General features: G+C 60.3%; 19 protein-coding genes and 3 pseudogenes. 8 read left to right on the forward strand and 14 right to left on the reverse strand.

Going from position 1 to position 23,352, the window contains the following annotated elements; translation table 11 throughout:
- The first annotated feature begins 213 nt into the window (after positions 1-213).
- Positions 214-2,112 (forward strand): DEAD/DEAH box helicase, encoded by a 1,899-nt coding sequence (locus P6U16_RS19020; RefSeq protein ID WP_277701794.1) that lies wholly within the window; start codon positions 214-216, stop codon positions 2,110-2,112.
- Positions 2,113-2,205: 93 nt separating this feature from the next.
- Here P6U16_RS19020 and P6U16_RS19025 read toward each other — a convergent pair whose 3' ends face one another.
- The 3 genes and pseudogenes from P6U16_RS19025 to P6U16_RS19035 form a co-directional block, all read right to left on the reverse strand.
- Complete coding sequence (locus tag P6U16_RS19025) at positions 2,206-3,675, reverse strand: M81 family metallopeptidase (RefSeq protein ID WP_277701795.1); 1,470 nt, start codon at positions 3,673-3,675, stop codon at positions 2,206-2,208.
- Positions 3,676-3,677: 2 nt separating this feature from the next.
- The gene (locus P6U16_RS19030; RefSeq protein WP_277701796.1) at positions 3,678-4,169 is read right to left on the reverse strand and encodes a hypothetical protein; all 492 of its coding nucleotides are present in this window, start codon (positions 4,167-4,169) and stop codon (positions 3,678-3,680) included.
- Positions 4,170-4,509: 340 nt separating this feature from the next.
- Positions 4,510-6,296 (reverse strand): annotated as a pseudogene (locus tag P6U16_RS19035) (APC family permease).
- Positions 6,297-6,609: 313 nt separating this feature from the next.
- Between P6U16_RS19035 and P6U16_RS19040 the strand changes: the two are divergent.
- Positions 6,610-8,949: an aminomethyltransferase family protein gene (locus P6U16_RS19040; protein ID WP_277703906.1), complete on the forward strand. Its 2,340-nt coding sequence runs from the start codon at positions 6,610-6,612 to the stop codon at positions 8,947-8,949.
- Positions 8,950-9,027: 78 nt separating this feature from the next.
- Here P6U16_RS19040 and P6U16_RS19045 read toward each other — a convergent pair whose 3' ends face one another.
- The 10 genes and pseudogenes from P6U16_RS19045 to P6U16_RS19090 all read right to left on the reverse strand — a co-directional run bounded on the left by P6U16_RS19045 (position 9,028) and on the right by P6U16_RS19090 (position 16,861).
- Complete coding sequence (locus P6U16_RS19045; RefSeq protein ID WP_275786321.1) at positions 9,028-9,195, reverse strand: hypothetical protein; 168 nt, start codon at positions 9,193-9,195, stop codon at positions 9,028-9,030.
- 98 nt (positions 9,196-9,293) lie between these two features.
- Positions 9,294-9,776: a hypothetical protein gene (locus P6U16_RS19050; RefSeq protein ID WP_277703907.1), complete on the reverse strand. Its 483-nt coding sequence runs from the start codon at positions 9,774-9,776 to the stop codon at positions 9,294-9,296.
- Positions 9,674-10,327 carry a hypothetical protein gene (locus P6U16_RS19055; protein WP_277701797.1) on the reverse strand — a complete coding sequence of 218 codons (654 nt, stop codon included), beginning with the start codon at positions 10,325-10,327 and terminating at the stop codon, positions 9,674-9,676. The genes P6U16_RS19050 and P6U16_RS19055 overlap by 103 nt, the downstream gene beginning before the upstream one ends.
- On the reverse strand, positions 10,312-10,569 hold the full coding sequence (locus P6U16_RS19060) for a hypothetical protein (protein WP_277701798.1): 258 nt from the start codon (positions 10,567-10,569) through the stop codon (positions 10,312-10,314). The genes P6U16_RS19055 and P6U16_RS19060 overlap by 16 nt, the downstream gene beginning before the upstream one ends.
- A 501-nt stretch (positions 10,570-11,070) precedes the next feature.
- A complete protein-coding gene (locus P6U16_RS19065; protein ID WP_277701799.1) occupies positions 11,071-12,408 on the reverse strand; it encodes an NAD(P)/FAD-dependent oxidoreductase in 1,338 nt (445 codons plus the stop codon).
- Between the two features lie 198 nt (positions 12,409-12,606).
- Positions 12,607-13,645: pseudogene (locus tag P6U16_RS19070) on the reverse strand (DUF3445 domain-containing protein).
- A gap of 33 nt (positions 13,646-13,678) precedes the next feature.
- Entirely contained in the window at positions 13,679-14,644 is a 966-nt protein-coding gene (locus P6U16_RS19075; protein ID WP_277701800.1) for a PDR/VanB family oxidoreductase, read from the reverse strand.
- Positions 14,641-15,246 (reverse strand): dimethylamine monooxygenase subunit DmmA family protein, encoded by a 606-nt coding sequence (locus P6U16_RS19080; RefSeq protein ID WP_277701801.1) that lies wholly within the window; start codon positions 15,244-15,246, stop codon positions 14,641-14,643. Before P6U16_RS19080 ends, P6U16_RS19075 begins: the two co-directional genes overlap by 4 nt.
- 10 nt (positions 15,247-15,256) lie before the next feature.
- Positions 15,257-16,390, reverse strand: a complete 1,134-nt coding sequence (locus P6U16_RS19085; protein ID WP_277701802.1) for an aminomethyltransferase family protein — start codon at positions 16,388-16,390, stop codon at positions 15,257-15,259.
- Between the two features lie 234 nt (positions 16,391-16,624).
- On the reverse strand, positions 16,625-16,861 hold the full coding sequence (locus P6U16_RS19090; RefSeq protein WP_277701803.1) for a DUF982 domain-containing protein: 237 nt from the start codon (positions 16,859-16,861) through the stop codon (positions 16,625-16,627).
- Between the two features lie 187 nt (positions 16,862-17,048).
- Here P6U16_RS19090 and P6U16_RS19095 point away from each other — a divergent pair, with 187 nt between their 5' ends.
- Positions 17,049-17,285, forward strand: a complete 237-nt coding sequence (locus P6U16_RS19095) for a hypothetical protein (protein ID WP_277701804.1) — start codon at positions 17,049-17,051, stop codon at positions 17,283-17,285.
- An 8-nt stretch (positions 17,286-17,293) separates the two neighbouring features.
- Here the strand turns inward: P6U16_RS19095 and P6U16_RS19100 are convergent.
- Positions 17,294-18,003, reverse strand: a pseudogene (locus P6U16_RS19100) (GntR family transcriptional regulator).
- A 271-nt stretch (positions 18,004-18,274) separates the two neighbouring features.
- Here P6U16_RS19100 and P6U16_RS19105 point away from each other — a divergent pair.
- From P6U16_RS19105 to P6U16_RS19125, 5 genes are all read left to right on the forward strand, one after another.
- Entirely contained in the window at positions 18,275-19,363 is a 1,089-nt protein-coding gene (locus P6U16_RS19105; RefSeq protein WP_277701805.1) for an ABC transporter ATP-binding protein, read from the forward strand.
- A gap of 24 nt (positions 19,364-19,387) precedes the next feature.
- Positions 19,388-20,686 carry a PotD/PotF family extracellular solute-binding protein gene (locus tag P6U16_RS19110; RefSeq protein WP_277701806.1) on the forward strand — a complete coding sequence of 433 codons (1,299 nt, stop codon included), beginning with the start codon at positions 19,388-19,390 and terminating at the stop codon, positions 20,684-20,686.
- Between the two features lie 253 nt (positions 20,687-20,939).
- On the forward strand, positions 20,940-21,788 hold the full coding sequence (locus P6U16_RS19115) for an ABC transporter permease (protein WP_277703908.1): 849 nt from the start codon (positions 20,940-20,942) through the stop codon (positions 21,786-21,788).
- Between the two features lies 1 nt (position 21,789).
- The gene (locus tag P6U16_RS19120) at positions 21,790-22,611 is read left to right on the forward strand and encodes an ABC transporter permease (protein ID WP_277701807.1); all 822 of its coding nucleotides are present in this window, start codon (positions 21,790-21,792) and stop codon (positions 22,609-22,611) included.
- Between the two features lie 5 nt (positions 22,612-22,616).
- A complete protein-coding gene (locus tag P6U16_RS19125; protein ID WP_277701808.1) occupies positions 22,617-23,345 on the forward strand; it encodes an aspartate/glutamate racemase family protein in 729 nt (242 codons plus the stop codon).
- The last annotated feature ends 7 nt before the right edge of the window (positions 23,346-23,352 follow it).

The raw sequence follows: 23,352 nt of genomic DNA on the forward strand, positions 1-23,352 counted from the left end.
CGGCCCGGGCGATTTGTTTTGACCACCTACACCGTGCACATCGCCGGTAAATAACGCGCGCGTTAACCGCCATGCGGGCAGCCCCTGTACAATTGCACTGAGGGGCAGTATGTACCGCCTCAATGTATTGGCCCGCAACGTGTGGGCCGCGGCTTCCTGCGCCACCTTGACTCCCATAGGGCGCACGAAACCAGAATTCCGAGAGACAGACACATGACAGATTTCGAAGGCATCGTTCCGGCGATTGCCCAGGCGTTGACCAAACGCGGTTATTCCGAGCTGACCCCGGTGCAGAAAGCCGTAATCGCTCCCGAGCTTGATGGTGCCGACGCGCTGGTTTCGGCGCAGACCGGATCGGGCAAGACCGTGGCATTCGGCCTGGCACTTGCCCCGACGCTGCTGGATGGTGCCGAACGCTTCGGGGCTGCCGGTGCGCCGCTGGCGCTCTGCGTTGCCCCGACGCGCGAACTGGCACTTCAGGTGACGCGTGAGCTGGAATGGCTTTACGAGTTGACCGGTGCGGTCGTCGTCTCCTGCGTCGGCGGCATGGACATGCGCAACGAGCGGCGCGCGCTTGATCGCGGCGCCCATATCGTTGTCGGGACGCCCGGTCGCCTCTGCGATCATGTGCGCCGCAATGCGCTCGATATGTCGCAGCTGCGCGCAGTCGTGCTGGACGAAGCCGACGAGATGCTGGACCTGGGATTCCGCGAGGACCTGGAATTCCTGCTGGACGCCGCCCCGTCCGAACGCCGCACGCTGATGTTTTCGGCGACCGTGCCGAAGTCGATCGCCGCCCTTGCCAAGAGCTACCAGCGCAACGCCGTCCGTGTCTCGACTTCGGCCGAGCAGAAGCAGCATGTCGATATTGAATATCGGGCGCTGACCGTCGCGCCTGCTGACCGCGAAAACGCCATCATCAACGTCCTGCGCTTCTATGAGGCCAAGAACGCGCTGGTATTCTGCTCGACGCGCGCCGCCGTCAACCACCTGACGGCCCGGTTCAACAATCGCGGCTTCTCCGTTGTCGCCATGTCCGGCGAGCTCAGCCAGAACGAGCGCACCCATGCGCTGCAGGCCATGCGTGATGGCCGCGCCCGCGTCTGCATCGCAACTGACGTCGCTGCCCGCGGCATCGATCTGCCAGGCCTCGAACTCGTCATCCATGCCGATCTGCCGACCAATCCGGAAACGCTGCTGCATCGCAGCGGGCGCACCGGGCGTGCCGGCCAGAAGGGCGTCAGCGCGCTCATCGTTCCGAACAGCGCCCGGCGCAAGGCCGAACGCCTGCTGCTGAATGCCAAGATCACCGCGACCTGGGCAAAGCCGCCGTCTGCCGACGAAGTAACGCGCCGCGACGACGAGCGGATCCTGGCAGACCCTGCCTTTACCGAGCCGTTGCGCGAAGAGGAACAGGATTTCGTGCGCGAACTGCTGCAACGTCACGGCCCCGAGCAGGTCGCTGCCGCCTTTTTGCGCCTTTATCGCGTCGGCCGCTCTGCGCCTGAAGACCTGATGGACACGCCGGCGTTCACGCCATCCGACAATCGTTTCCCGCCGCGCGACGATGCCCGTGGCCCGCGGGAAGAATTCGGCGACAGCGTCTGGTTCTCGCTTTCGGCCGGCCGCAAGCAGAGCGCCGAGCCGCGCTGGCTGATCCCGATGCTGTGCCGCATCGGCAAGATCAGCAAGCAGGAGATCGGCGCGATCAAGATGCAGCAGGACGAAACCTACGTCCAGATCGCCGCCGACTGGGCCGAACGTTTCGTTTCGGCGATCGGTCCGAAGCGGGCGCTGGAAAAGGGCATCACCGTCACCCAGCTCGATGGCACCCCGGACCTCGGCGGCGGGGCGCGCAAGCCCTATGCCGGCAAGAGCGCCAATGCCGGCCCGAAGCCGGACTGGAAGGCTGACGGCAAGCCGAAGCGCAAGTTCGATGCAAAGCCGGCAACCGGCGGCTTTGGCGGCGAAAAGACCGAGACCAAGCCCTGGGCCAAGAAGGCAGGAAAACCCGCATTCGACAAGCCGGCGTTTGACAAGCCGAAGTTCGACAAGGCTGGTCCTGACGCCGGCAAGCCGAAGCGCAAGACTTTCCGCGACAAGACGAACTGATCGCCGCCGCGACGCATTCTGTCTTCGTTCAGGACGTTGTCATTCCAAACAAGGCGGTCGGGTTTTCCGGCCGTTTTTTTATGCAGGATTGCATCAGGAAATGCCCTGCCCATGCGGATCGGCAACCCTTGGCCAGATATTCTCAGGCGCGCGGCGATAGTCGGTTTTCGCCGGATCATTCGGATAGGGCGTGCCGGCGGCGCAGTAGAGAATGTCCGACGCAATCTTCGAAAACGCAGCGTGAAAATGGTTGGTGGATTTGATCACCAGGATTTTTCGCGACGCCGGGTCGATACCCATCACCGAGAACAGGCTGGGATCAAAGCCCTGGGCGCGGGTCGAATTCAATATAATGTCGATGCCGCTGAGCCGGATATGAGCCGAATCGCCGAATGGCACGAGGCTTTCACCGAACCGCATCTGCGCATCGCGGACGAGCCGGATGATTTCGACCCGACCATCGACGGGATTGCCCGTTCCGGGTGCGGATTTTGCCCCGAAGCGCAGCGGGATCGTGGCACCTTCGCCGGCTGCCATGCAAATCTGCACGGCGACCGGGTCCCAGATCGTGCCGACGGCTGCATCGGTAACGCCTCGGTCCAGCAACTCCCGTAAAAGTATGGTCGCATCGCCGGCGGTGCCGCCACCGGGATTGTCCCAGACATCGGCTATGACGACCGGGCCGGTTTCGCTGGCGAGAGCCTTTGTGACTGCCGATTTCTCATCCATTTGCGGCGCCATGAATGTGCCCCGCTTGGCAAAGAGTTCGAGGCCGAGGTCACGCGCGAGGCGATCGCCCTTGTCCGGCTGGTTGTTGGTGACTGCGAGGACTTTCGTTCCCATTTCCGGGACGTCGCCGGCCATGAAGCCATGAATGACCGAGAGCGACAGGATGTCCGGATCGGTTGCCTCGATCTCGAACATTTGGTCCACGAAGCTGCGCATCGGCTCGCGCGACGTCGGGAAGACGTCGATCATCCGGCAGTCGAATACCGACATTGAGGGCCGGACCCTGCCTTCCAGCGTCTCGATGGCGATGCGCCAGAGATCCTCGGCACGATCGACGAAGTCTGAGTGGGGAAATTCCTTGAAGGCGACGAGAAAGTCGGTGGATTTGACCCGCTTTTCCGTCAGGTGGCTGTGTGGGTCGAGCGAGGCACAAACGAGCACGTCCGGCCCCACCATATCCCTGATCCGGGCGAGCAGGTCGCCCTCGGGATCCTCGTAGCCATCTGCGACCATGGCGCCATGCAGGCCCAGCACCACGCCGTTGACGGGTAGCGCTGCGGTGAGCTGGTCGAGAATTTCGTCGCGCAGCGTCTCGTAGGTCTTGCGGTTGATCAACCCCGCCGGGTCCGCCCAGGCGGCGGTGCCTTCGATCAGATCCCAGCCGCGTTCGCGCGCCACCCTGCGGCCGACGGTTAGAGGAGCCGAGCAGAGGGTCGGGGTGGCGGGATGCTGGCCGGGTGTGGCATAGAGCGAGGCCTCGAAGGCCCTGATATCGATGCAGATCGGCGAGAACGTATTGGTTTCCGTTGCTAAAACGGCGGTGAAAAGGCGCATGTTCAAGGGGTGCCCATCGGATTGGGTAGATAGCCGGTAAAGCCTGATATCTTCCAGGCGCCGCGGTGGTAGCGGCAGGTATAGAGCGTCTGCCACTGCATGATATCGCGTGTGCCGTCCGGCCGCAGGATGCTGCCGTCGAATTTCTTGCGCACCAATGCGGTTTCACCTGCTATCTCGATCTCGCGCAGCGTTGTCGTGCGGAAGATCGCAGTGCGGGCATCCTCGCCGAAGGTCTGGCTGGCAAAATCCTGAGCCTGCCGCAGCCACTCCTTGCGATAGGCGGCAAGATTGGGGAAGGCAAGCGTCCAGCGATCCGGATTGTCGGCCTTGTTGCCGTGGATGCCGATGAAGCCTTCCTCGATAAAGTCATCGGCAACAAGGCTCCAGTCGGCCGCCAGGAAAGCGTCGATATCGCGCGGCACGAGCATCTCCCAGATGGCGTGGCGCGCCGCATCCGGGGCCGGGAAGGGGTTTGTAAAATGGTCAGTCATTTCAATCATCGTCATCCTGTCTTGATCGCTGCGCAAAACTCTTCGCAGTTCCGATGATTGTCAATCATGCGGAGACGTGGCCTGGGGCTGCGTGATTGAAATCTGGCTTTGACGAAAGGTCGAGTCGTTCAGCCGGACGCCTTGCCGAGGCGGGTGATGTTTCGGACGAGTGTCAGGTTTAGAGCTTGCCTTGACCGGTGGCGCTACTCGCTTTCGATGATGTGCATCGGCGTCGGCCGGGGATTGCGGTGGCACTCGAGCGCGTTTGAGATATGCTCACTTGAAAATGCAGAAGGCCGGGCGCTGCAAAGCGCCCGGCCTTCCTTGTTTCTGCTTTTTGTCAAGCTGGAAGCTGGAACACCACATTGGCGATCAGCACCACTGCGAGACCGCCGGCAAGCGCAACATAGGGCAGGATGCCGGCCTTCTTGACGCCGAGGTCCTGGCCGGTAAGGCCGAGGTCTTCCATGGCGCCGGCCGGGAACTTGCCGCCGTCACGGACATAATGGCGATAGGCAAAGACGGGCAGGATGAGGGCGGCAAAGATGAAGCCGACCCAGAGTGCGTTGGAATAGCCCCAGACCTTGGCGCCGGCACCAAGGAACAGCGCGTTGACGAAAGCGAGAACGGTGTTGACACCGATCAGCCAGGTCGGTGCCTTCCAGGGCCGCGCGATGTGGCTGGAATCCATGCGGTGGATCCAGCCGGCATTGAGGTTGAGGAAGTTGAAGATGATGTAGCCGACATTGGAGACGGCCAAAACGAAGAAGTAGCCGGCGACGTCGGAGGCGATGGCAAGCAGGATCAGGTTGAAGCCGAAATCCGTCCACATGGCGCGGGTCGGTGCGCCGTGTTCGTTGGTGTGATCCAGATATTTCGGCAGCCAGCCGTCTTTCGCACCCTGATAGAGCGTGCGCGAGGAACCGGCCATCGCCGTCATGATGGCGAGGAACAGGGCCATGATCATCAGGATGACGAGGATCTGCGTGACGATGCGGCCGCCATGGATGAGGTTGGCGAGCGCTTCGGCAACGCCCGTGCCATCGACGATGCCAGGTGCCAGCATGCCGGCATGGCCGAGCACGCCCTGGAAAGTAAAGGGGATGAGGAAGAAGAACAGGCAGCACAGAAGGCCGGAATAGAAGATCGCCCGGAACGTGTCGGCTTTCGGGTTCTTCAGTTCGCGGGTGTAGCAGACCGCCGTTTCAAAGCCGTAGGTTGACCAGGCGGCGATGTAGAGACCGCCGAGGAACAGTGTCCATCCGCCATTGCTCCAGGTGCCGTCGACGCCGGAATAGGCGGCCGTCGGCGGCAGCAGGCCGGTGATGTTGCCGCCATCGATCTGCCCGGAAAAATCGGATAGAGGCCGATCAGCAGCAGCGGCAGGAGAACGATGATCGCCAGCCATTTCTGGACGTTCGCCGTGCCGAGAATGCCGCGATGCTGGATGGCGAAGATGACCAGCATCAGGATCGCGCCGATGAAGAAGGTCGCGTTCAGATTGGCATTGGCAAGATAAGGAATTTCGAAGGACGTCAGCGACCAGCTTCGGATGGCCGGCGTCACGGCAGAAATGCCGTCGGTCGAGAGAAGGGCTGCGATGGCCTCGGCCTGTGTCTTGCCGGCATTGGCGGCGATCCATTCGGCAACGCGCGGGCTTTCGGCCGTCAGCGAGGCGGCGTTGGCGCTGATCCATTCCATGACGGCAGGTGAGTCTGCACCGGGGATCGGGAAGAGCGCGTTCAGAATGTAGCCGGCGGCGATGGCGCAGCCGAGCGAGAGCACCGGCGACCAGGCGAACCAGTTGCACCAGACCGAGAGCGGCGCGATGAACTTGGAATAGCGGACCCAGGCAGTGGCGCCGTAGATCGAGGCGCCGCCGGACTTGTTGCCGAACATGCCGGCGATTTCCGCATAGGTGAAGGACTGCAGGAAGCCCATGGTCATCGAGATCATCCAGACGACAAAGGCGAGCTTGCCCGTCGTGCCTGCAATGCCCCCGATGGAAAACAGCACGAGCGGCGGAACGCCGGCGGCAAGCCAGAAGGCGCCTTTCCAGTCCAGCGCGCGGATCAGCCCGCCGCTTTGCGCGGCAGTCGATCCTTCGGTTTCAACGATAGATGCCATAAGCAGTCTCCTCGACCAGTTTGTCGTGTCGCGCGTTGCGCGTGTTCCCGTGTTTTTTGATAATCGCTGAGGCCCTGATTTCGGTCGGCGCTGCTCTGACAGCGTCCGCCCGGTTCCCGTCGTTGATTTTGAGGCCGCAGCTTATCCTCATAGTGAATTTTTTCTTCTCAGTCAAGTCTGACTTTACTTTTGCCGCAGTCCCATAGGATAGTTTCGTTGGATTGACCGGGTGGGTTCCAGCCTTGCATAAAGGTTGAGAGGCTCGGATCAGAAGGAGGACAGCATGGACAGGTCGGCAGGCTTTTCCGGCATCATGGCACCGCCACGACCGAGCACCATATTGCGGCCGGGCATTCCTGCGCTTGCGCCGGGGGTCGAGCGCTACCGGGTGCGGGGACGCGGCACGACGGTAATCAAAGTCGCGGCTGGCGACCGGGTTTCCTTTGCCGATGTCGAGGGCGGGCAGCGTTGTGAAGTCAGCTTTGTCGATGACAGAGGCAAGTTCAATGCGGCCGGTCTAGGGGCTGCATTCTCCGGACCCGCGGAGGGTTTGAAGGATATCCTGTCGCTCGACAATGACAGCGCGCGCCGGACGCTCGGCGCCTTGAAGCGTCGGGGTGTCGACCTTTCCGAGGCAAACGCGCTGGTGTTCTTTGGCGAGCAGACGCCCGCGGGTACGACGGAGACATTGACGATTGCGCTCGACGGGTTGCTGATCGTTGCGGCACCCGGTGCTGCCATGGACGCGGAAAAGCAGGACACGGCCACCGCAATCGAGCTTCGCGTGACACGTGCTCGGGTTCTCCGCAGTTATGAGGAGCGTCTGCCCGAACCGATGGCGGACCCGGTGCAGGACCTGCGCATTCCGGCGGCCAGGGCATCGGCCTATTTCGTCCGGGCAGGGGAATTTATCCAGATCATCGACGTTGCGGGCCGACAATGCACGGATTTTCAGGCCTTTGCCGCACGCAAGGTCGACAAGGGGCTGGATCTGGCTCTGGATGCGACGGTGACGCGCACGCTTTTGGGCCGCAGCTACCCGACGCCGGGGCTGCCGTCGAAGGCGTTTGACCGCGATTTCGAGCCTTTGGTGGAGATCGTGCAGGATACGGTCGGGCGACATGATGCTTTCGCCACCGCCTGCAACTCACGCTATTACGACGACATGGGCTATCCGGGTCATGTCAATTGCACGGACAATTTCAACCATGCCTTGGCGCCCTACGGCATTGCGCCGCGCAAAGGCTGGGAAGCGATAAACTATTTCTACAACACCAATATCGACCATCACAACCAGCTCTATCTCGACGAGCCGTGGTCTAGACCTGGCGACTATGTGCTGATGCGGGCGATGACCGATCTCGTCTGCGTCTCATCCTCCTGTCCCGACGATATCGATGCCGCCAATGGCTGGGATCCGACCGACATCCACGTCCGCACCTATTCCGCCGCGGAAAAATTCACCCGAGCAGTGGCCACACGCATGACCCCCGACGCAGAACCGGAACTGACCCAGGAAACCGCCTTCCATCCGCGCCTTTCGGCGATGACCCGGAATTTCAGTGAGTATCGCGGTTATTGGCTGCCGAATCGTTTCAACAATGACGGGCCGACCGAGGAATACTGGGCCTGCCGCGAAAAGGCTGTCGTCATGGATCTGTCGCCGCTGCGAAAGTTCGAGGTGACGGGGCCGGATGCGGAAGCCTTATTGCAATATTGCCTGACACGCGACATCCGCAAGCTCTCGCCGGGGCAGGTGGTCTATACGGCCATGTGCTATGAAAACGGTGGCATGATCGACGACGGCACGGTTTTCCGGCTGGCGCAGAACAATTTCCGTTGGATTGGCGGCGACGATTTTTCCGGCATCTGGCTGCGTCAGCAGGCCGAAAAGATGGGCTTCAAGGCCTGGGTGCGCTCATCGACGGACCAGATGCACAATCTGGCTGTCCAGGGCCCCGCGAGCCGCGAGATCATCAAGGAGATCATCTGGACATCTCCAGCGCAGCCGTCGATCGGCGAACTCGACTGGTTCCGCTTTGCCGTTGGCCGAATCGGCCATTTCGAAGGGGCGCCGGTGGTCGTCTCAAGGACGGGCTATACCGGCGAATTGGGATACGAAATCTTCTGTCATCCGAAGGACGGGGTGGCCGTGTTCGACGCTGTCTGGGAAGCCGGGCAGAAGCATGGAATAAAGCCGATGGGGCTCGAAGCGCTCGATATGGTGCGCATCGAAGCGGGGCTGATCTTTGCGCATTATGAATTCACCGATCAGACCGATCCCTTCGAAGCCGGCATCGGCTTCACCGTGCCGCTGAAATCGAAAACCGAGGATTTCATCGGCCGCGAGGCGCTGATCAAGCGCAAGGAGAACCCGCGCTACAAGCTCGTCGGCCTCGATATCGACAGCAACGACGCGGTCGGCCACGGCGATACGGTGCATGTCGGTCGCGCCCAGGTCGGCGTCGTGACCAGTTCGACACGCTCGCCCTTGCTGAAGAAGACGATTGCTCTGGCACGCATGGACGTGCTGCATTCTGAGATTGGTACGGATGTGGAGATCGGCAAGCTCGATGGCCAGCAAAAGCGCTTTCCGGCGCGGATCGTGCCGTTTGCGCATTACGATCCGCAGAAGCTCAAGCCGCGCTCTTGAGACGGTAACTCGATAAAAAGCGCATGCAATCACGGAAGCAAAGGCCGGGATGTCACCATCCCGGCCTTTGTCGTTAGGCTATTCCAGTTGGCTGCGTTCGTAGGCTTCGGTTTCGTGCTTCGATCCGTAGGCGATGGCGCCGATGGTGAAGGCGATGGCGGCGATCAGGAAGAAGGTGGTGGAAAAGCTGCCAAAGCCGGTGAAATAGGCTTCAGCGCCTTCCCAGGAAGCGATTGGAGAACCCATGAAAATCCTTTCAGGTCTTGCCCCCTGCGGTCAGCGCATCGAGGCGATGAGGGATAATTTTAAGGGTGCCGCAGTTTCCTGTGCGGCACCCGCTTGTCTTATTCGCCGGGGAAGGGGACTTCGGTAATGCCCCGCGGCGGCGTGCCGAAATGGCCTTCCGGATAGGCGCGAACCGGGACCTTGGCCTTGTCCATGCCCATTATCTCGATCTTCTCGGGAATGCGCAGTTTGCCGATGGACTTGAGCAGCATCGATACGAGGAAGCCCGGAACGAAGCCGACGAGCGCCATGGTGACGGCACCGATCAACTGTGCGAGGAAGTTGGTATCCGGCGCACCTGCGACAGTCTGCGGATAGCCGGAGGCGAAGATGCCGAAGGCCAGAATACCCCACAAGCCGCCAATGCCATGAACCGAGACGGCGCCGACGGCATCATCAATTCCCATTTTCTGCAGGAAGCGATCTGCCAGCGGCGTGATCAGGCCACCACCGACGCCGAGCAGGAAGGCGAGAGGCGGGTAGTAGACATCAAGGCCGGGGCTGCCGCAAAGATACCGGCAAGAGCGCCGGACATCATCCAGAACGGATCGCGCGTCATCAGCCATGCGCCGATGATGCCGCCTGCAAAGCCCATGAGAACGTTGAAGGATACGGCAGACAAGGTCGTCGGATTGCCGAAGATGCTCGTCCACTGGCCATCGCCGATGTAGATCATGCAACCGCCGAGGAAGCCGAAGAAGCCGACGATGATCAGCATCAGGCCGAAGATGGCGAAGGGCAGGTTGTGGGGGCTGAGATCATTGATCTTGCCGCCGGGGCCGAATTTGCCAAGGCGCGGTCCCAGATTGATCAGAACACCGAGCGCGAAGAAGCCGGCGACCATGTGCACGCAGCCGGCAGCACCGAAATCGTGCCAGCCGAATTTCGTCAGCAGCCAGCCACCGCCGTGCCAGGACCAGGACGCCGCCAGAATCCATGCGAAGCAACCGAGGACGATGGCGAGGATGATGAAGGCCGAGAGGCGGATACGCTCGATGACGGCGCCGGACAGGATGGACGCTGTCGTTGCCGCGAAAAGCGCAAAGGCGCCCCAGAAGATGCCCGACGCGCTGTCCGTCAGATTGGGCCCCATGGAGGCTGACCAGGGAGACCGGCAGCGCCGGTTTCCAGATTGGGCGTGATGCCGGCGGGGAACGCCAGATAAATCCACCAGCCGACGAAATAGAAGACAGGGATGATGAAGGCGACGGCGAGGATGTTCTTGATGCCCGAGGCGAGCACGTTCTTGGCCCTGGACGCACCCATTTCATAGGCGAGAAAGCCGGCGTGAATCGCAAACATCAGTGCGATGCACCACCAGTAGAATATCTCCATGTCGATTTTTTCATCCAGCCCGCGCTGGCTTCGAGCGTTGCCACCTTGGCGGCAAGCTCGGTTATCTGCTGTTCCATATCGTCCCCTTTCTTGAGCCGTTGTCTGCCGCTGCAAATGTCTGGCAGCAGGGAAGAAATCGGAAAAATGGACGCAACGATCCATCCCGGAACCCAGGTGATGGCATGGTTTTAAGTATCGTTTTCGTCCGCCCCGGTTTTTATTCCTTGCAGTTCAGAAAATTCGAAATTCGGGAGGCTGATGTGGAGTTTATATTCATCAGTAATAGTTTCAAGGCTTTATGTTGTTGAAATTAAACTAATTTATGACTATATTTTTTGCATTATATTCTAAAAAATAAGCAAACTGAATATTTTTTCATCGGATTGGGATGGTCTATTCGTGCAGGCCTGAAACGCAAACAACGCGGCGAGAAATCGCCGCGTTGTCGAAAAGCCCGATGGTTTTGAAGTCGCCGCCGTTTCGCGGCAAGCAAGGCCAGTTTCAGTTCTTCAGGTAGACCTCAAGCGTGTCGTCCATCGCCTCCAGCCAGGGCGTGTGGTGCTTCGGGGCCATGTTGCCGGTCATCAGCGAACGGTAGGCGTTATCGCGGAAGCCCATGATGTTTTCGGCCTTGTGGTGTTCCCATTCCATGAATGTCTTGTTGGTGCCTTCGATGTCGAACTTCGGATAGTCGGTGTCCTCAAGGAGTTCGATGACGTAGTCGCCCTGGAACCAGATCATCTGTTCGGCATCCTCAAGCGTTTCCTCGCGGGTGCGCCAGGTTTCGAAATGGGTCTTCATTTCCGCCTTCGATGGCAGGGTGATGCGGCCCATGATGACGTCGCGGGCGTACCAGGCCTGCGCGTCGAACATGTTGAACGTGTAGAACTGGTCCTGCATGCCGATATACATCAGCTGCGGATTGTCCTCGTAAACGACGCCCTTGTAGAGGCTGTCGGACCACAGGCGGTTGGCGGTCTTCAGGCGCAGGTCGTCGGGCAGGAACGGGAAGTGGTGCAGATAGCCGGTGCACAGGATCAGTGCATCGACCTCCTTGGTCGAGCCGTCGGCGAAATAGGCCGTCTTGTTGACGAGCTTCTGCAGCAGAGGCCGTTCCTCGAAGCGCTCCGGCCATTTGAAACCCATCGGCTTGGAACGGTAGCTGGTGGTGACCGACTTGGCGCCATACTTCCAGCATTGCGAGCCGATGTCCTCGGCCGAATAGCTGCGGCCGACGATCAGCACGTCCTTGTCCTTGAATTCCAGCGCATCGCGGAAATCATGGGCGTGCAACACGCGGCCGCCAAAGGTCTTGACGCCTTCGAAATAGGGGACGTGGGGCGTCGAGAAATGGCCGGAGGCGACGACGACATAGTCGAATATCTCGTCATACATGACGTCGTTGACGCGGTCGTGAGCGGTCACGGTAAAGGTTTTGGATTCCTCATCGAAGCGCACCATGCGGACGGGCGTGGAAAAGCGCACCCAGTCGCGGACATTGGCTTTTTCGACGCGGCCCTTGATGTAGTCCCAGAGAACCGCACGGGGCGGATAGGAGCCGATCGGCTTGCCGAAATGTTCCTCGAAGGAATAGTCGGCGAATTCCAGGCATTCCTTCGGGCCGTTCGACCAGAGATAGCGGTACATGCTGCCATGGACCGGCTCGCCATATTCATCGAGGCCGGTGCGCCAGGTGTAGTTCCACAGTCCACCCCAGTCGGCCTGCTTTTCGAAGCACACAACCTCGGGGATTTCCGCGCCCTTCTGGGCTGCCGATTGGAAGGCTCTCAGTTGGGCAAGGCCCGAAGGCCCCGCGCCGATCACGGCTACTCTGGTCATGTTGGTTCGTTCCCTTTGTTATGTCGTTTTAAGCTTTGTAAAAGACCCCTCCCCAACCCTCCCCACAAGGGGAGGGGGCTACCGCTTTCCACGCATCCCATGCACTCAAACGAGAGAAGGTTTGTCGAGATCAAGAGGTAGCTCCGGGTTAACTCCCTCCCCCTTGTGGGGAGGGTTGGGGAGGGGTCTTAAATCTCCTCAATCCGGAAAGATGCCTGCACTCGTCGGTGCCCCGTCGTCGTACTTCGACAGCCAGTCGATCATGATCGGCCGGTTGCGCGTCAGGCCCTTGTAATCGATGATCTCCGGCGGCAGGCTTTTCAGCACGCGCGGCAGGCGGCGCGCCCATTTGGGCACGGTCACCAGTTCGTCGAGGCTGATGAGATAGCAGCGGATCACGAAGAGGATGGCGTTGGAGCGTGGCAGGCGCCAGAGGCTTTGCAGTTCGACGCGCAGGTGCATCTTCTGCCCGACATTCTCCGGCGTCACGGTCAGGCGGTCCGGACCCCATTTGTGGTAGTTTTCGGGGAGGTATCGAGCCTTGGATTGACGGTCATCGTCCAGTTCAGCCGGCGGGTGGGCTTGCCCTGTTGCAGATTGAGCAGGAATTTGAGCGCCCTGTCGAACACGCCGATCTGGTGGGCAAGCGGCACCGGGCCGTGCCATTCCATGAAATTCATGCCGATGTCGAAATCGAGCGACCAGTCCGCCTGGGTGGTGACCATGCCGGCATCCATCCAGAGATTGTTGTCGCGCTGGTCGACGATGCAGAAATCGCCCTGGGCCTGGCGGGTGATGTATTCCATCGGCGGGTATGGCAGGGTGGCGGGATCGCCGAAGGTGAAGGTGTCGTCGATGCCCATCGGCCGGTTGACCCAGCGCCAGCGGTCTCCGTTCTTTGTGAGCGTGAAATGCTCGGGATAATCCTGCGCCTGATGTTCCATCAGCAGTTCCAGCACATCCCATTGCGCCGCCATCATGTGTGGCAGCGCCTGGCAGCGCAGCGGGTCCTCTTTCAGCACCATCGCCCGGTCCTGCATCTCGGCGACATAGTGTTCGTCGACGTCGATCAGGTTCTCGAAGACGCTGTCTTTGCGCCCGCGGACATGCGGCTCCATGTTGACCGAGTACATGTATTCGTCGCGATCGAAGGGGAAGGGAAACGTCGGATATTGTAGAGGCTGTTGCGGAAGGTGAAGTCGTCGCGGAACGTTTCGCTCCTGAACGTGATGGTCATCTGTCCGATCCCCCGTCTGTCTTTACAAGACTGCTAGAGTTGAAGAACGAGTTGCTGGCCCTTGAACCGCGAGACGCAGATCATGACCTTCTTGCCGGATGCCTTTTCCTCGTCCGACAGGTAGATGTCGTTGTGCTCGAGCACACCATCGCAGGACGAAACCTCGGTCTCGCACTGGCCGCAGGCACCGCCGCGGCACATGTAGGGCGCATCGCAGCCATGGGCTTCGGCTGCTTCCAGTATGCTCTGGTGCTCGCCGACCGTCATCTGGATGCCCGATTTTTCGAGCAAGACCTGGAATGGCAGGCCTGCCGGTGGGGCGAGGAAGCGCTCCGAATGCAGGTTTTCCTTGGGCCAGCCGGCTTTCAGCGCCGTCATCAGCACGCCGTCGATCATGCCTGCTGGGCCGCAGACATAGAGATGGGTGCCGAGCGGCTGGTTGTCGGCGATCTCTGCGACCGGAATGAAGGTCTTTTCCTCGTCGATGTAGATTTTCACCCGGCGCGGGCCGTAGCGCTCGAGCAGTTGCTGCCAATAGGCGCCGTGGGTGCGCGACCGGATGGCGTAGTGTAGTTCAAACGCGATGTTGTCGCGGCTGAACTGTTCCATCATGGCAATGAACGGCGTGATGCCGATGCCGCCGGCAATGAGGATGTGTTTCTTGCCGCGATGGTCGGGTGCAAACAGATTGACCGGCTGGCTGACCATCAGCTGATCGCCGGGCTTGACCTGCTCATGCAGGAAGACTGAGCCGCCACGGGAATTGGGGACCCGGAGCACGCTGATTTCATAGGCGCTGCCGTCATCAGGGCTGGACATCAGCGAATAGGGGTTGCGGCGCAAAAGGCCATTGTCGTTCATGGAAACGACGACATGGGCGCCGCCGGAGAAGAACGGCATGGGATGGCCGTCCAGGCGCTCGAAGCGGAAGCGTTTGACAAGGTCAGTCACCTGGGTGACCCCGGTGACGCGGACTGGCATGTCGGTGTTGAGGCTCATGGGAACATCTCCTCCGGCTGAGGGGCGGTGCCCGGTTCCTCGGCATCGATGTTAACGCCCTGGAAGGCGCCGAGGCGACGCGAATAATGATCGCGCACGAGCAACGGAAGGCCACAATGGCTGCAGGCAAAGGGGCTGGTGGTCACGTTATCGGTGATGCCCTTGCAGTGTACGCATTGCACGCGCCGCGCCGTCGAGCCGCGATGCTCGGTGTGGATCGAATTGAAATCCATACCGAAATCGAGCGCCACCTGCATGATCTGGCCGATGAAGCCTTCGGTGCCGGCGATATAGAGCCGCGTTCCCATCCGGGCCTGCTCGAGACAGGCGCGCAGACGAAACAGCATGGGCTGCAGCGTCGGCGCTTGCCAGAAGACGTCAGGTGAAAGCGCCGCCAGCGTTACGTCATAGGCTTTCGGTGCTGCGCCCGCCGGCAGATAGAGGATTTCGGATTTTGCGAGGAAATCCGTGCCCTTGCCCGTGACCTGATCGGTCAGGGCCGTTGCCCCTTCGCCCTCGAGGACGAAGAGGTGGCGTTTTGCGTGGGGATCGATGTCGAGCCCCTTATATTCCGGCCTGCTTTTGATCCCTTTGACGAGCATGCTGATATCCTCAGCCCACCGCCGTCCGTTTGGTCTTCTTCGGATCGTCGAAGGTGATGGTATGGGCGATCGCCGGCGCGTTGACGGTCTTGCCCTTCACTTCGAGCTTGGTGCCCTGAACCGCATAGGGAACCTCGACGCGCATGATGGCCATCGAGCGGTTCGTCAGCTTCGAATAGGACGGACAGGTGATGACGCCGACCTTTTTGCCGTCGGCCCAGACCTCGTCGCCAAGATCGGTCGGGCCGTCGGCCTCGACTAGAAGGCCGAAGATCTTGAAGCGTTCCTTGCCTTTCAGACGGGCATGTTCCTCGGCACCGCGGAAGCCGGTCTTGCCGGGGCTGACGGTGAAATCGAGGCCGAGTTCCCACAGGCTATCGCCGGGCTGCTCGTTGGCAAAGGGATACATCTGAGAATTGTCATAGGGGTAGAACAAGAGGTAGCTTTCGACCCGCAACATATCGAGAACGCTGAAGCAGACGGGGATGATGCCCATCTCCTTGCCTTCGGAAACGATGCGGTCCCAGACCATACCGGCATCCTGGCCGCGCACGAAGATTTCGTAGCCGCGCTCGCCGGTATAGCCGGTGCGCGAGATCATCACGGGGGCGCCGAACAGGGTCGTCTGCATGTGATGGAAGTATTTCAGATCGCGGATTCCAGGCACATATTTTTCGAGGTAATCGACGGCCAGCGGCCCCTGCAGGGACAGGTCGTGCAGGTCGTCGTCGAAGAGCACGGCGCAATTGCGGCCCTGTGCCTGCTTGACGATTTCCTCGAAACCGGAGCCTGAGCCGTGCACCAGCATCCAGGAATTCGGGCCGGTGCGATAGACGATGCAGTCGTCGGTAAAATGGCCGCGATCGTTGAGCATGCAGGCATAGACGGACTTGCCCGGATAAACCTTGGTCATGTCGCGTGTCGTGATATATTCCAGCACGGCAATGGCATGTGGACCGACAAGGTGGACCTTTTTCAGGCCCGAGACATCCATGATGCCGGCCTTGGTGCGCACGGCGATGTGTTCCTCGTAAATGTCCTTGTCATAGGTCCAGGCGGTTCCCATGCCGCTCCAGTCTTCGAGGTTGGAGCCGAGGGCCCGGTGCCGGTCCGCGAGGGCCGAAAAACGCCAGCTGAGTGCCATGATCTGTTCCCTTAGTATTTCACTCTGTGGAAATAATTATTCCTGAGTATATTCGCGTTTTCCAGAACGGCAACCCCATGCCGCGGATTTTCACCTAGGCAATTCGGCTAGGAAACTTGTACACGAAAACGCCCGCCGGAGTATTCGGCGGGCGTTGAGCAGGGAAAATTCGGGAAATCGAACGGCGGCTCAAGTCTGGCTACTGAGCATCGCTTCAGCGGTCGGCACACAGGTTCAGACGAGGATTCCGGCTTGGCGCGCAGCATCGGCAAAGGCAGCCTGGGCCTTTTTCGGGCTGGTGATGCCATCAAGGGCGTCGAGGCAATGTTGCAAGGCGCGGCGGTAGGCGCGGTCTCTTGTCGCTGGCCAGTTTTGCAGGAACTCGACGGCGTCCCATGCGGTTGCTATGATGAATTCCTGGCTGCTGCGGATGATAACGCGGATGGGGTTTGGGAAACTTTTGTAACTCACGAAATTCTCGTCCTTGCATTGCGATCATATCTTGCGATCAGGCGAGCAAAGAACGCGGCGATACGGCTTAGGTTCCGCCGATTTTTCTAAGTTTGTATCTGATTATTAAGGGAAATATTGTTTTTCCGGTGGGCTGCCACCTGAGGTAGCGGAGAGCAATTGGCAAGCTGGAGAGAGGGCGAACGTCATGAAGCAGAACAAGCTGTTTGCGTGGTTCCTGATCGTCGTCGGCGGATTGTATCTGGTGACGGGGATCGTCAGCAATGATATGGGCGGGCTGACATCGCTGGGGTACAACCCGGATATGCCGATGACGATACAGGATGCGCCGATCCGCTTTCTGCTTGGCGTCGGGCTCTATGCCTGTGCGGTCTATGCCGGGATCCAGATGCTGCGGACACCACCACCGAATACGCCCGGCTGATCCGAAACTTACAGGTTGAGGGCTTCCTTGAGGTCGGCACTCTTCTTGATACGGAGGTCGAGGTCGGCTTCGATATGATCGATATGGTGCAGCATTAGCCTACAGGCGGAGGCGAGGTCGCCGGCTTCCAGCGCATCGACGATGTCGCGATGGTCGCTGTGGCCGCAGCTGGAAACGCTGGACTGCCCGTAAAGCGCGATGACCAGCGAAGACCGGGCGACCAGTTCGTCCATGAAGCGCAGCATGATGGCATTCTTCGCCATGGCCGAAAGCGCGAGGTGAAAATCGCCCGATGCCTTGATTTCCGCGCGGCGCGCCGGTTGGCCGCGCTCGGCTGTCAGGCGTTCTTCCTGCTCCAGCAATGCGCGCAGGTCCAAAAATCCTTCGGGGTTAAATGCTTGATCGCTTCAGTAAGGATGCCGGGCTCAATCAGGCGGCGGGTCGCAAAAATCTGGCGGGCTTCCTCGGGCGAGGGATGGGCGACGAAAGCGCCGCGGTTTTTCTCGACATTGACAAGTCCCTCGTAGGCCAGCGCCTGCAGCGCCCCGCGCACCAGGGTCCGGCTGACGTTGAACAGTTCTCCGACATCGGTTTCTGTCAGTTTGGTGCCCGGCGCCAGCCGGCGCTCGACGATGGCATCACGGATCGCAGCGCGGATGCGTTCCGCGCTGGTATCGGCACCCTCGTCCGCGATGATGGTTTTTCCGGCAGTCGTCATTGCACGTATTCCACTGTTTCCCGCAGTCTTAGCGCAGTTATCGAACCAAGTTAACCGGTATTTTGTCGGCATTTTTACGAGTAAATCGTATACAATTCATGCTCTCATTGAGAACAAAAGGCCCAAATTATGGGCACCACAAAAAATGCCCTGCAGACGAACTTATCCCGTGGCGGTAACACAAACCTATATATTTCAGTAATTTAATACATTTTTGGAAACTGGCACGGTTGATGCTTGGTCTGTTCCCAATAAGTGGGGAACACGCCTTATGTCCAAAGCGTCCGAAATCGACATCGTTTCCGTTTCGAAGATCTACGGGAATACCACTGCCGTTCATGCCATCAGCCTGAAGATTCCGGCTGGCAGCTATTGCTGCCTGCTTGGGCCGTCCGGTTGCGGGAAATCCTCGACGCTGCGGATGATTGCGGGGCACGAAAGCATCTCGCGCGGCGATGTCAGGCTCGGCAATACGGTGGTTACGGATTTTCCACCGGCCAAGCGCGGTACGGCGATGATGTTCCAGTCCTACGCGCTGTTTCCGCATCTCGACCTGATCGACAATGTCGCCTTCAGCCTGAAGATGAAGGGTGTGGAGAAGGAGGAGCGCCGGGCAAAGGCGCTTGAAATGCTCAAGCTGATGCAGATGGAAGGTTATGCCAACCGCCGGCCCGCCCAGCTTTCCGGTGGCCAGCAGCAGCGCGTGGCGCTCGCCCGCGCGCTGATCACCGATCCGGAAGCGCTCTTGCTCGACGAGCCGCTGTCGGCGCTCGATCCTTTCCTCAAGATCCGCATGCGGGCGGAACTGAAGAAGCTTCAGAAGACGCTCGGCATCACCTTCGTGCACGTCACCCACAGCCAGGAAGAGGCGATGGCGCTCGCCGATCTCGTCGTCGTCATGAATGACGGCCGGATCGAGCAGGCCGCCCCGCCGCGCGAAGTGTTCGAGCGTCCGGCCACCGCCTTCGTGGCGCGCTTCATGGGCGACCACAATGTGCTGAGCGGCCGCGCCGTTTCCAGCGAGGACGGCAAGGTCGTCATGGAAGTGCCCGAAGGCCTGAAGTTCGCCGTGCACGGCGATCCGCAGGACGTCGGCGCTCCTGTTGATATCGGCATCCGTACCGACCGCGTCCGTATCGAGCCGGCCTCCTCTGCGGGGCTGGGCTTCAACGGCGTGGTCTCCAACATCGAATATCGCGGCGCCTCGGTGAAGATCACCGTGCTTGGCGCCGGCAGCGACGATTTCACCGTAATCGTCGGCGACAGCAGTTTCTACGCTAAACCCGTCGCCGTGGGCGATGCGGTGTCTCTGAGTTGGGCCGAGGAGGATGTCATCCTGCTCGGCCGCGTTACCGCCTGATCAACACATAAAAAGGGAACGGACATGACTGAAGAAACCAAGGCAACCAAGACGAAAGCGGGGCTTTCGCGCCGCACGCTGCTGAAGACTGGTGCCGCCGCAACCGGTGCTGTCATCGGCTCCGGCCTGATCACCGGCTTTCCGACGATCTGGGCGCAGAACCCGATCACGCTGCGCCAGTTCGGCACCGGCGTTTCGAACATCAATGCGATCGCCGAGAAGTGCAAGGCCGATCTCGGCATCACGCTCGAAATGACGGCAACTGATTCAGACGCCGCTGCCCAGCGCGCCGTGACCCAGCCGGATAGCTATGACGTTGCCGATATCGAATACTGGATCCTCAAGAAAGTGTTCCCGGCCGGCGTCATCCAGCCGATGGATATCAAAAAGCTGAAATATTACGACAAGATCGTGCCGCTGTTCAAAACCGGCAAGCTGACGCCGGACAGCGTGATCGCGCAGGGTACCGCGCCGCACACGGTCGGCTTCGTCGAAGCTCCCGGCGAAAAGACCTTCGCCAAGGGCGAGACCCAGTATTTCACCATGGTTCCGACCATCTACAACGCCGATACGCTCGGTATCCGCCCGGACCTCGTCGGCCGCGAGATTTCATCCTGGGCCGATATCATGGATCCGGCTTTCAAGGGCAAGACCTCGATCCTCAACATTCCGTCGATCGGCATCATGGACGCAGCGATGATCTGCGAAGCCATGGGCATTATCAAATATGCCGACAAGGGCAACATGACCACGGCAGAGATCGACACGACGATCGACTTCCTGATCAAGGCCAAGCAGGACGGCCAGTTCCGCGCCTTCTGGAAGTCGTTCGACGAAAGCGTCAACCTGATGGCTTCGGGCGAAGTAGTCATCCAGTCGATGTGGTCGCCGGCCGTCGCTGCCGTGCGCTCGAAGGGTATCGCCTGCAAATACCAGCCGCTCAAGGAAGGCTATCGCTCGTGGGGCGGCGGTCTGGGTCTTGCCTCACACCTCACCGGCGCGCAACTCGATGCCGCCTATGAGTACATCAACTGGTACACCTCCGGCTGGGTTGGCGGCTACCTCAACCGCCAGGGTTACTACTCCGCCGCCATGGACACCGCCAAGGAATTCATGTCCGCCGACGAATGGGGCTACTGGATCGAAGGCAAGCCGGCCGCGGGCGACATCATGTCCCCCGAAGGCAAGGTCATGGAGAAGGCCGGTGCCGTGCGCGATGGCGGCTCGTTTACGGAACGCATGGGCAAGGTTGCCTGCTGGAACTCCGTCATGGACGAGGACCGCTACATGGTCCGCCGCTGGAACGAGTTCATCGCGGCCTGATGATCTTTACCCTCCCCTTGAGGGGGAGGGTCGGCACGCAGTGCCGGGGTGGGGTGATTTCCAGAGCTTACCAAAGGGTCACCCCCACCCGCAGCTTCGCTGCGACCTCCCCCTAAAGGGGAGGTGTTGTGCAGCAATTATCCTTTCCCTCTTTTCATCAATCAGGGAAAGGAATCTCACATCAGGAGGCTCATCAGTGTCGACAGTCCCATCCCCAGAAACGATCGAACCGCCGCGCACGGGCGGATTCCGCATGCCGGAGGCGGCGATTGCCTGGCTTCAGGCGGCACCGCTGGCGCTGATTCTCGGTTTCTTCTTCCTGTTGCCGATCCTGACCATTCTGATCGTCAGTTTCTGGGACTATGATTTCGCCGGACTCTATCCGGATTTCATGACGCTGAATTATGTCGAGACGCTCGGATCATGGGTCACCTGGAAGACCTATCTGAACACGCTGAAATATACGGCGATGGTCTGGGGGCTGACGCTCGTGATCGGCTTCTGGGTCGCCTATTTCCTCGCCTTCCATGTGCGCACGACAACCATGCAGATGGTCTTGTTTCTCGTCTGCACTGTGCCGTTCCTGACATCCAACATCATCCGGATGATTTCCTGGATCCCGGTTCTTGGGCGCAACGGTCTGGTGAATTCGACGCTCGTCGACATGGGCGTCATTCCGGCGCCGATCGAATGGCTGCTCTATTCCGATTTTGCGGTGGTGCTGGCCATGGTGCATCTCAACACGCTGTTCATGGTGACGCCGATCTTCAATACGCTGATGCGCATCGATAAATCGCTGATCGAAGCGGCCCGCGATGCCGGTGCCACAAGCTGGCAGATCCTTTGGAACGTCATCATCCCGCTTGCCAAGCCCGGCATGGCGATCGGTTCGATCTTCGTGGTGACGCTGGTGATGGCGGATTTCTCGACCGTGCAGGTCATGTCCGGCGGTCAGAGCGCGTCCGTTGCGCTGATGATGAAGAACCAGATGTCGCTGCTGCAATATCCGGCCGCCGCCGCCAATGCCGTGGTGCTTCTGATCATCGTGCTTCTGATGGTCGCTGCCATCCTGCGCGTCGTCGATATCCGCAAGGAGCTTTGAGATGAACCACGAAAAGCGCACCTTCGAATTCTATGTGCTGGCGGCCTTCTTCACGATCTTCGTCCTGTTCCTCTACGGTCCGCTTTCCGCCGTCTTCATCCTGTCGTTCCAGGGACCGAATGGCGGCCTGACATTTCCGCTCAACGGCTTTTCCGTGCACTGGTTCTTCAACCTGTTCGAACAGCAGGCGGTGGGCGACTTCGGCGCCTCGTTCAAACGCTCCTTCTCGCTTGGCGTCATGGTGATGATCGTCAACGTCGTCGTCTCGCTTCTCGCGGGTCTCGCCTTCCGCCACAAGTTCCGGGGATCGACGACGCTGTTCTATCTGACGGTCGCCAGCCTCGTCGTGCCCTCGATCATCATCTCGCTCGGCATCGGCGTTGTCTTCCAGCAGTTCGGTCTGCGGCCCGCCTGGTACTCCTCGGCCTTCGGCGCGCACTTGACCTGGACGTTGCCCTTCGGCGTGCTGATTATGTTCGCCGTCTTCAACCGGTTTTCGCCGGCCTATGAAGAAGCCGCGCGTGATTTGGGCGCGACGTCCTGGCAGACCTTTCGCCACGTGCTTCTGCCGATGATTGCGCCCAGCCTGATCGGCGTCGGCCTGTTCGGCTTCACTCTATCCTATGACGAGTTTGCCCGCACGCTGATGACGTCGGGCACCTACAACACGCTGCCTCTCGAAATCTACGGCATGACCACCAACGTCACGACGCCGGTGCTTTACGCGCTCGGCACGGTGACGACGCTGTTTTCCTTCTCGATCATTCTGCTCGCCCTGGCCGGTATCTGGATCATGCGCCGCAGACAGGCCAAGGTGCTCTGACCCTCATGCGCATTCTCGTCATCAATCCGAACACCACCCGATCCATGACGGACAAGGCGGCGGAAGCCGCGCGCATTGTTGCGGGCGTGGGCACTGAGATCATCGCTGCCACGTCGCAGATTGGCCCGGCCTCGATCGAGGGGCATTATGACGGAGCGCTTGCCGTGCCGGGCTTGCTGGCCGAAATCCGGGCGGGTGAACAAGCCGGCGCACAGGCGGCGGTGATTGCCTGTTTCGATGATACGGGGCTCGATGCCGCCCGCGCGCTTGCCGGTATTCCTGTTCTGGGGCTGTGTGAATCGGCTCTCGTGACTGCCGGTTTTCTCGCCCAGCGCTTCACGGTCGTCACCACGCTGGAGCGGTCGCGCGTGCTGCTGGAAAACCTGTCGCGGCATTATGGTTTTGGCGGCCGTGTGAAGGTGAGGGCGGCCGATATTCCAGTTCTTGAACTCGAAGACGAGGCGTCCGGCGCCTTGGGCAAGCTGCGGCGGCAGATCGAACTGGCGCTCGACGAGGACGGCGCCGAGGCGATCGTGCTAGGCTGCGCCGGCATGGCCGATCTCGCCTTTGCGCTGCAGGAGGAATACGGCGTGCCGGTCATCGACGGCGTGTCTGCAGCGGTGAAGCAGGCGGAGGCGCTGATCGCGCAGAGGCTGACGACAAGCAAGCGCGGGTCGTATGCGGCGCCGCTGGCGAAGGTCTATAGCGGAGCCATGGCCGGGTTCGCGCCGTAGGTGCGGT

Origin of the sequence: Rhizobium sp. 32-5/1, from assembly GCF_029537235.1 — a bacterium.
Taxonomy (GTDB): Bacteria; Pseudomonadota; Alphaproteobacteria; order Rhizobiales; family Rhizobiaceae; genus Pararhizobium.

What these genes read in the sequence shown, in the direction of transcription:
- P6U16_RS19055 (WP_277701797.1), bottom strand. Translation starts at nt 10,327, where the DNA reads ATGGGGCCCAATCTGACGGACAGCGCGTCGGGCATCTTCTGGGGCGCC.
- P6U16_RS19095 (WP_277701804.1), top strand. Translation starts at nt 17,049, where the DNA reads ATGAAGCAGAACAAGCTGTTTGCGTGGTTCCTGATCGTCGTCGGCGGA.
- P6U16_RS19020 (WP_277701794.1), top strand. Translation starts at nt 214, where the DNA reads ATGACAGATTTCGAAGGCATCGTTCCGGCGATTGCCCAGGCGTTGACC.
- P6U16_RS19065 (WP_277701799.1), bottom strand. Translation starts at nt 12,408, where the DNA reads ATGACCAGAGTAGCCGTGATCGGCGCGGGGCCTTCGGGCCTTGCCCAA.
- P6U16_RS19120 (WP_277701807.1), top strand. Translation starts at nt 21,790, where the DNA reads ATGAACCACGAAAAGCGCACCTTCGAATTCTATGTGCTGGCGGCCTTC.
- P6U16_RS19040 (WP_277703906.1), top strand. Translation starts at nt 6,610, where the DNA reads ATGGCACCGCCACGACCGAGCACCATATTGCGGCCGGGCATTCCTGCG.
- P6U16_RS19060 (WP_277701798.1), bottom strand. Translation starts at nt 10,569, where the DNA reads ATGGAGATATTCTACTGGTGGTGCATCGCACTGATGTTTGCGATTCAC.
- P6U16_RS19125 (WP_277701808.1), top strand. Translation starts at nt 22,617, where the DNA reads ATGCGCATTCTCGTCATCAATCCGAACACCACCCGATCCATGACGGAC.
- P6U16_RS19115 (WP_277703908.1), top strand. Translation starts at nt 20,940, where the DNA reads ATGCCGGAGGCGGCGATTGCCTGGCTTCAGGCGGCACCGCTGGCGCTG.
- P6U16_RS19105 (WP_277701805.1), top strand. Translation starts at nt 18,275, where the DNA reads ATGTCCAAAGCGTCCGAAATCGACATCGTTTCCGTTTCGAAGATCTAC.
- P6U16_RS19085 (WP_277701802.1), bottom strand. Translation starts at nt 16,390, where the DNA reads ATGGCACTCAGCTGGCGTTTTTCGGCCCTCGCGGACCGGCACCGGGCC.
- P6U16_RS19080 (WP_277701801.1), bottom strand. Translation starts at nt 15,246, where the DNA reads ATGCTCGTCAAAGGGATCAAAAGCAGGCCGGAATATAAGGGGCTCGAC.
- P6U16_RS19110 (WP_277701806.1), top strand. Translation starts at nt 19,388, where the DNA reads ATGACTGAAGAAACCAAGGCAACCAAGACGAAAGCGGGGCTTTCGCGC.
- P6U16_RS19025 (WP_277701795.1), bottom strand. Translation starts at nt 3,675, where the DNA reads ATGCGCCTTTTCACCGCCGTTTTAGCAACGGAAACCAATACGTTCTCG.
- P6U16_RS19045 (WP_275786321.1), bottom strand. Translation starts at nt 9,195, where the DNA reads ATGGGTTCTCCAATCGCTTCCTGGGAAGGCGCTGAAGCCTATTTCACC.
- P6U16_RS19030 (WP_277701796.1), bottom strand. Translation starts at nt 4,169, where the DNA reads ATGACTGACCATTTTACAAACCCCTTCCCGGCCCCGGATGCGGCGCGC.
- P6U16_RS19075 (WP_277701800.1), bottom strand. Translation starts at nt 14,644, where the DNA reads ATGAGCCTCAACACCGACATGCCAGTCCGCGTCACCGGGGTCACCCAG.